Origin of the sequence: Acinetobacter sp. YH12235, assembly GCF_013417705.1 — a bacterium.
Lineage (GTDB): Bacteria > Pseudomonadota > Gammaproteobacteria > Pseudomonadales > Moraxellaceae > Acinetobacter.
In genome coordinates this window covers 1-6,275 of sequence record NZ_VPDL01000036.1, presented here as the reverse complement: position 1 = coordinate 6,275, position 6,275 = coordinate 1, and the positions used below count along the sequence as shown (strand labels likewise).

Below are 6,275 nucleotides of genomic sequence, written 5' to 3'. Positions count from 1 at the left end.
TCATGAAATACGGTATTCTGATGTGACAAAACCTGAATCCTGGTCGTTAAAGTGTTTGTTTGCACTCATATTTTAACTGTTAGGACTCAGGTTTTTTTATTTAAAGCAAACTATGGGACAGCAGTGGCCTTAAGCCTCTTTTTTTATTAGATTGCTTTTGTGGAGTAGAAATATTCAACAAATAATATTAATAAATTAATTATTTTAACTCTACCACAGTAAGTATTTTCTTATTGATACCGTAAAATAGTTTAATAATATAGAAATCCCACTCTATTATATGCGGAATGATGCAGAGACTATTTCGGATGGATAATATCAGTTTTAAAGGTTTTCAGGATGCGGGACAGGCAGTTTTAAAATATCTGCATCAGCATTTTGGCTTTAATTTATGGATGATCACCCGGGTAGAAGACAATGACTGGATTGTGCTGCAAAGCGAAGATCATGGCTATGCTGTCCAGCCAGGTCAGGTATTTGAATGGGCCAATTCTTTCTGCTGTCATATGGTCACAGGCAAAGGACCAAGAATCGCGCCTCGCTCTGAAGAAATTCCTTTATATGCGACTGCGCCAATTAACCAGCATTTCTGCATCAAATCTTATATTGGTCAACCACTCTTTAAAGAAGATGGCAGTCTATTTGGAACATTATGTGCAGTTGATCCTGAAGCCAAGTCAGATGCCATCATTCAGGATCTGGCGATGGTCGAGTTATTTAGCAAGCTTTTGAGCTCAATCTTACAAGCTGAGTTGCGTCAGAACGAGCAAATCCGTCAGCAAGAACTGCTACAGCAACAAGCCAGTAAAGATGAATTGACTGGGTTATATAACCGTCGTGCCTGGGAGAAACTGCTACAGGCAGAAGAAGAACGTTGCAAACAGTACGGTCATCCTGCTGCGATCTTATTTATAGACTTGAATGACCTGAAAAAAGTGAATGATAGTCTGGGACACAAGGAAGGCGATCAATTAATTCAACATACTGCACAAATCCTTCAGGAAAATGTACGTAGCAATGATATTGTGGCGCGTATTGGTGGTGATGAATTCGTAATCCTGAGCATAGAAAATGATAAAGCGGGAGCTGAGCGTTTGCTCGATCGCTTAATTGAAGCCTTTGCAGAAGCAAAAATTGAAGCTGCATTTGGTATGGCGATGCGTCATCCAACGACTGGCTTAGTTGAGGCTCAGTGGCAAGCAGACAAAAATATGTTTGAGTACAAGCGCTGGAAAAAGTCTGTTTAAATGTTTTTGATTTTTAATATTTTTAAGGAGGTGTCTGAGAATATTCAGCCATGAGCTGCCAAGTTTTTCCCACAATAAATAGAAGTAATTAATTTCCTTTTATTCTTATTTTTTTAGGTTTTATTCAAAGTTTAATTGTCTAGAAGCAACCTAAATTCTTCTTTAAGCCCAACCATTTAAAAGATAAAGCACGATCAGAGTGTAAGAAATACTGTCCAGAAAAAATATCATCGACAGTTATTGGGTTTGTATTGTGTGATTTTAATACGCCCATCTTTCATTCTCATTGAATAAAAATGCAAAGAAATTCTAGGGAATAAAATTTTATGAAAAAGCAGATGTCATTCTTTGGGCTGGTTTTGGTTTCAAGCTTGCTTACCGCATGTGGTGGTGGTGGAGGTAGCTCAGACAATCCTACAGTGACTACACCACCAAATGTTCCAGAGGAGAGTATTTCTCCTGAACTTTCAGAAGAATTTATTCCTTTTGAGGATCGCGATATCATCGAGAAAATCCGCGATAAAATTAACAATAGCACCAGCAATGATACGGACTATAACGTTGCGTTAGGTCATATGATTGGTGAGGTGTTTGCAGATTATCCTTATGGACGCACGGGCCGTATTATCAAGATTTATAATCTGGGTGTGAATAGCATCAAGTATCCAAATCTGATCTGTTCGGAGGTGAATACCAATGGTGCGGTGAAAACCTTTAAATTAAAAACAGATAAAAATAACTGTATTGTTCTGGATAAAACCTATCGCAAAGATTCAACCATTACCCAGACAGTCAATGGTGATACTACGACCTTGACCTTTAGCAATGTACGTTATGGTTCCAATGTTAATTTTAATCTAAAAGATGACTATCTGATTTCAGGTACGATTGTTCATACCAAAAGCAAAAACAATCTAGGTGCATTGGAAAGCTATAAAATTGACCGTCTGGAATTTCAGCGTGTAGCGGAAGACAAGAATGCGGGTAAATCTGGCGCTGAGTATGATGAGCTGAGCAAGGAATACTTACTGGTACGTAATTATAACTATAGCCTTGTAGATGACTATGGTAGTGGCAGTAATGGTATCCGTACCTTAACCAGCAGCGGCAGCATTATTGGTCAACCCAATCTGGCGGATTATCGTTATAGTTTTGATTTTAATACGACTACACCATTCAAGATGGACGAAACGGTGTTAAATAATTATAAGCATCTGCCGAAAGAGGGTGTGCTTGAAATTACTGACAGTTATGATCAGGTGATTGAGGTCAAACAGAATCAGCCTGAATCCTTAAAAGCGACTGTCTATTTCAATGGCAGTGAGCTGGATGACCTGCTGTGGTCAACGATTATTGACAATAAAAAATAAGAACTAACCTTATAAAAAAAGCTCCATCAAGGAGCTTTTTTATTTGGGGAAGAATTTACAGAGAATTCAACTGCTGCGAACCAATCCAGTGTTTAGAGAACTGATAGGCTGCACGACCTGAGCGTTGTCCTCGTGCCTGGCACCAGCGTAATGCTTCAGCACGGGCTTCAGCTGTCATTTGCATATCTGCCTTTTTCAGATAATGCTCGACAATTTCCAGATACAGGTTTTGATCCATTGGGTAAAACGACAGCCATAAACCAAAACGATCCGACAGGGAAATTTTTTCTTCAATGGCTTCTTGTGGATGCAACTCGGTATATTGGGGTACATCCACTTTGGTTACCGGGGTATTTTCATGCATAAATTCCGGCAATAGATGACGACGGTTACTGGTCGCATAGATCACAAAATTACTTGAACCGGACTGTAATGAACCATCTAGCACACTTTTCAGACTGCGATAGTTTTCATCTTCCGCATTGAAGGCCAAGTCATCACAATAGACAATAAACTTTTCCGGACGACCGGCGATCAGTTGCTGAATTTGTGGAAGATCTGACAAATCATCGCGTTCAATTTCGATCAGACGTAAGCCCTGATCTGCATATTCAGTCAACAAGGCACGCACAATCGAAGATTTGCCTGTACCGCGAGAGCCAGTCAGTAAGACATCATTGGCGGGTAATCCTTTTAGAAACTGCAAAGTATTCTGAATGACTTTTTCTTTTTGTCGCTCAATACCTTTTAAATCTGCCAGTTCAATCTGTTTGAGCTGGTGAATGGGTTTGAATTCTCCAGCCTGCCATTTATAGGCATAAGCAGAAAAATCAGGACTTTGTTTTAATTCAGGCAGACTTTGCTGGAGCTGGAGAAGAACAGTGGAAAGAGCATTTAAGATATTGTCAGGTAAATCAATTTTCGCCATGATTTGAGCAGTACTTTTACAATTATGGCTAGAATACTATCACTGTAAAATTCACAGTCAAAGTCTGGAAAGTGTGATAATTTGCTTAAAGTGGTGAATTTTCGTTATTGTAGTACAAAGAAAATAGATGCCTGTTTTTTGTTCATGGCTGCAGGATGTCTGAAAATTACAATATAGGGAAGAGGGCAGATGCTGTTTAAAGATTTTACTCAGGATATCAATCCACATCAGGCCTATCGTATCAAAAAGCTGAAGCAGCAATTGCAACAGGCTGAAACTTACGAAGAATGGAAATATATTGCCTTAAAGATCGATGAAGAATCTGGGGCACAAGAATGGAAGCTGGATAATAGTTCACCGTATTTTGATGCCGAGGTGATTGCGCATCGACTGGGGAAATTAAGACGTTACCGTCAGCAGAAACGTACTCGTGACCTGATGTATATCCTGCGTGAAGGACTGAGTTACGATATTGCCAATATCGCCCATCCTTTATTGTTTACCGTCACTTATGTCGGTACTAAAAAAATTATTGAGGATTATGTAGAAGAAGTCAGTCTGGGCCTGGCTTATATTGCTTCTGCACAATGTACCTGTCTGACTCTTGAAGAGAAAATTGAATATTTTGAGCACTGCCAACGTGCTTATGGTCAGCCAGCCTTAATGTTCTCGGGCGGTGCCACACTCGGTTTATTTCATACCGGTGTATGTAAGGCGCTAATGGAACAGGATTTGTTACCTCGAGTGATGTCGGGTTCCAGTGCTGGTGCAATTATGACCGCAATGTTGGGCGTTTCCAAACCTGCGCAGTATGTAGATATTTTAAAAGGCCATAACTTTTTCCATGAAGCTTTTCATTTCCGTACCATGAGTGAATTAATGAAGGGTAATGGTGGTCTGGCGGATGTCAAATACCTGAAAAAATTCCTGATCGAAAACTTGGGCGATATGACCTTTGAAGAAGCATTAAAAACTTCGGGTCTGCATATCAATATTGCGGTTGCGCCTTATGATGCCGCGCAGGATGCCCGGATCATGAATGCCTATACCTCTCCAGATGTACTGGTCTGGAGTGCGGTGCTGGCATCTTGTGCCGTGCCGATTCTGTTCCCGCCGGTACGTCTCACCAGTAAACGTCATGATGGGCAATATACGCCTTATATGGGCGCAACACGCTGGGTAGATGGCAGTGTCCGTAGTGATTTCCCGCAGGAGAAAATGGCGCGGCTGTACAATATCAATTACACCATTGCCAGTCAGGCCAATCCGCACATTGTGCCTTTTATGCAGGATGATATTTCACGCTTCCGTAAAGGAACTTTAAGCTGGCCGAAACGCATTGTACGCCGTCAGAGTGTGGTATTTACCAAAGGGATTATGGATTTTGCCCGTGAGCATGCGGGCAGTTTGCCGCCAATCCGCCGTTTGCTGGATCATGGTTATGGCGTAGTGGATCAACGTTATTATGGTGATGTGAATATCGTCGGTAAATATAGCCTGCGTCATTACAGCTATATGCTGCAAAATCCTCGTCCGCATTTGTTCAAGGTGCTGCAACGTGAAGGTGAGCGGGCGACCTGGCCAAAAATCTCCCTGATCGAAACTCAGGAGCGGGTAGGTAAAACTATTCAGCATTGTCTGGAACTGCTAAATTACCAGCATGCACCAGATACCAAGCAAGAATATATTGTTACTTAACCCTGCCAAACTGCATCAGCTTGATTTCCAGCTTAAGACCAAAGCCCGAAGTCTGGGTTTTGGTCGCCGTCTTTATTATCTAGAAGTTAATCCGGAGACCGCGTCAGCACTTTGGTTAAAAACCCAGAATCTTGATTCAACGGCTATTTCTCGGTATGCCCAAACTGGCTTAAGTCATGAGCTGGACTTTTATGAAGCTTATGGTGAGCAAGAAGGGCGGACTTTCATGCTTCCGCATCAAATTATTCGAAAGCCATTTCAGATTAGGAATGAATTTTTCAATCAGGCTTTGATCTTACCTAATGCGCCAGCACATTTTGATATATGTCCTAAGCTGTTCTCGATTCAAGAAATTCGTCAGCATATGCTACGAGCATTAGAACCGTTGATAAGCTTACAAGAACTCGGGTATCTGTATGCTGATCTCAAACGAGAGCATTTTGTTATTTATCAGAAATGGGTCTGTTTGATCGATTTTGAGCAAGTTCAGCCAATCAATTCTTTAAACCAAGCAATGAACGCTACACCACGTTATATGGCACCTGAACTATTTCAAGGGCAAGCCAAGTCGCTACAGAGTGAAGTTTATGCGCTGGGTATCATTTTTTATGAATGGCTTACAGGGCAGCGCCTAGAAGCGACAGATTATCAGGATTGGGCCTTATTGCACTGTCAGCGTTTTAAACCTGAGCTACCTACACAATTCCAAGCTTTGCAAAGCCCGATACAAAACATGCTTCGAAAGCATTCACGAGATAGATTGTCTGATTTCAAGGCCGTAAAACAGGCCTTACTTACTGAAATTGCATGAGAAAAATACAATAAATTGTATATTGTTTTTTATTTAATCAAACGAGTGGTTTTTTCTTAAAAAGAGCTTGTCAGGTGAAATTGATCCCTATAGTATACACAGCCATCGGGGACGTGGCGAAATTGGTAGACGCACTGGATTTAGGTTCCAGCGCCGCGAGGTGTGAGAGTTCGAGTCTCTCCGTCCCCACCAATTTACTCAAGAGATTGAGTAAAATGGCC

Annotated in this window: 5 protein-coding genes and 1 tRNA gene; 5 read left to right on the top strand and 1 reads right to left on the bottom strand. The window is 41.1% G+C overall.

Annotated features, from left to right (window positions below; translation table 11 throughout):
* Nucleotides 1-308 precede the first annotated feature (308 nt).
* Nucleotides 309-1,247 carry a sensor domain-containing diguanylate cyclase gene (locus FTV13_RS14375; RefSeq protein WP_179993341.1) on the top strand — a complete coding sequence of 313 codons (939 nt, stop codon included), beginning with the start codon at nucleotides 309-311 and terminating at the stop codon, nucleotides 1,245-1,247.
* Nucleotides 1,248-1,573: 326 nt separating this feature from the next.
* Nucleotides 1,574-2,617 (top strand): hypothetical protein, encoded by a 1,044-nt coding sequence (locus tag FTV13_RS14370; protein ID WP_179993340.1) that lies wholly within the window; start codon nucleotides 1,574-1,576, stop codon nucleotides 2,615-2,617.
* A gap of 55 nt (nucleotides 2,618-2,672) precedes the next feature.
* On the opposite strand, the gene FTV13_RS14365 is transcribed toward FTV13_RS14370, so the two are convergent.
* On the bottom strand, nucleotides 2,673-3,545 hold the full coding sequence (locus FTV13_RS14365; RefSeq protein ID WP_180012391.1) for an ATP-binding protein: 873 nt from the start codon (nucleotides 3,543-3,545) through the stop codon (nucleotides 2,673-2,675).
* A 189-nt stretch (nucleotides 3,546-3,734) separates the two neighbouring features.
* Between FTV13_RS14365 and FTV13_RS14360 the strand changes: the two genes are divergently transcribed.
* From FTV13_RS14360 to FTV13_RS14350, 3 genes are all read left to right on the top strand, one after another.
* Nucleotides 3,735-5,243 carry a DUF3336 domain-containing protein gene (locus tag FTV13_RS14360; protein ID WP_179993339.1) on the top strand — a complete coding sequence of 503 codons (1,509 nt, stop codon included), beginning with the start codon at nucleotides 3,735-3,737 and terminating at the stop codon, nucleotides 5,241-5,243.
* Complete coding sequence (locus FTV13_RS14355; protein WP_257218529.1) at nucleotides 5,233-6,054, top strand: serine/threonine protein kinase; 822 nt, start codon at nucleotides 5,233-5,235, stop codon at nucleotides 6,052-6,054. The genes FTV13_RS14360 and FTV13_RS14355 overlap by 11 nt, the downstream gene beginning before the upstream one ends.
* 107 nt (nucleotides 6,055-6,161) lie before the next feature.
* Nucleotides 6,162-6,246, top strand: a tRNA-Leu gene (locus FTV13_RS14350).
* Nucleotides 6,247-6,275: the final 29 nt, after the last annotated feature.

Bases quoted from the DNA above. Each gene is read 5' to 3' on its own strand.
- FTV13_RS14375 (WP_179993341.1), top strand. From the start codon at position 309: ATGGATAATATCAGTTTTAAAGGTTTTCAGGATGCGGGACAGGCAGTT.
- FTV13_RS14370 (WP_179993340.1), top strand. From the start codon at position 1,574: ATGAAAAAGCAGATGTCATTCTTTGGGCTGGTTTTGGTTTCAAGCTTG.
- FTV13_RS14365 (WP_180012391.1), bottom strand. From the start codon at position 3,545: ATGGCGAAAATTGATTTACCTGACAATATCTTAAATGCTCTTTCCACT.
- FTV13_RS14360 (WP_179993339.1), top strand. From the start codon at position 3,735: ATGCTGTTTAAAGATTTTACTCAGGATATCAATCCACATCAGGCCTAT.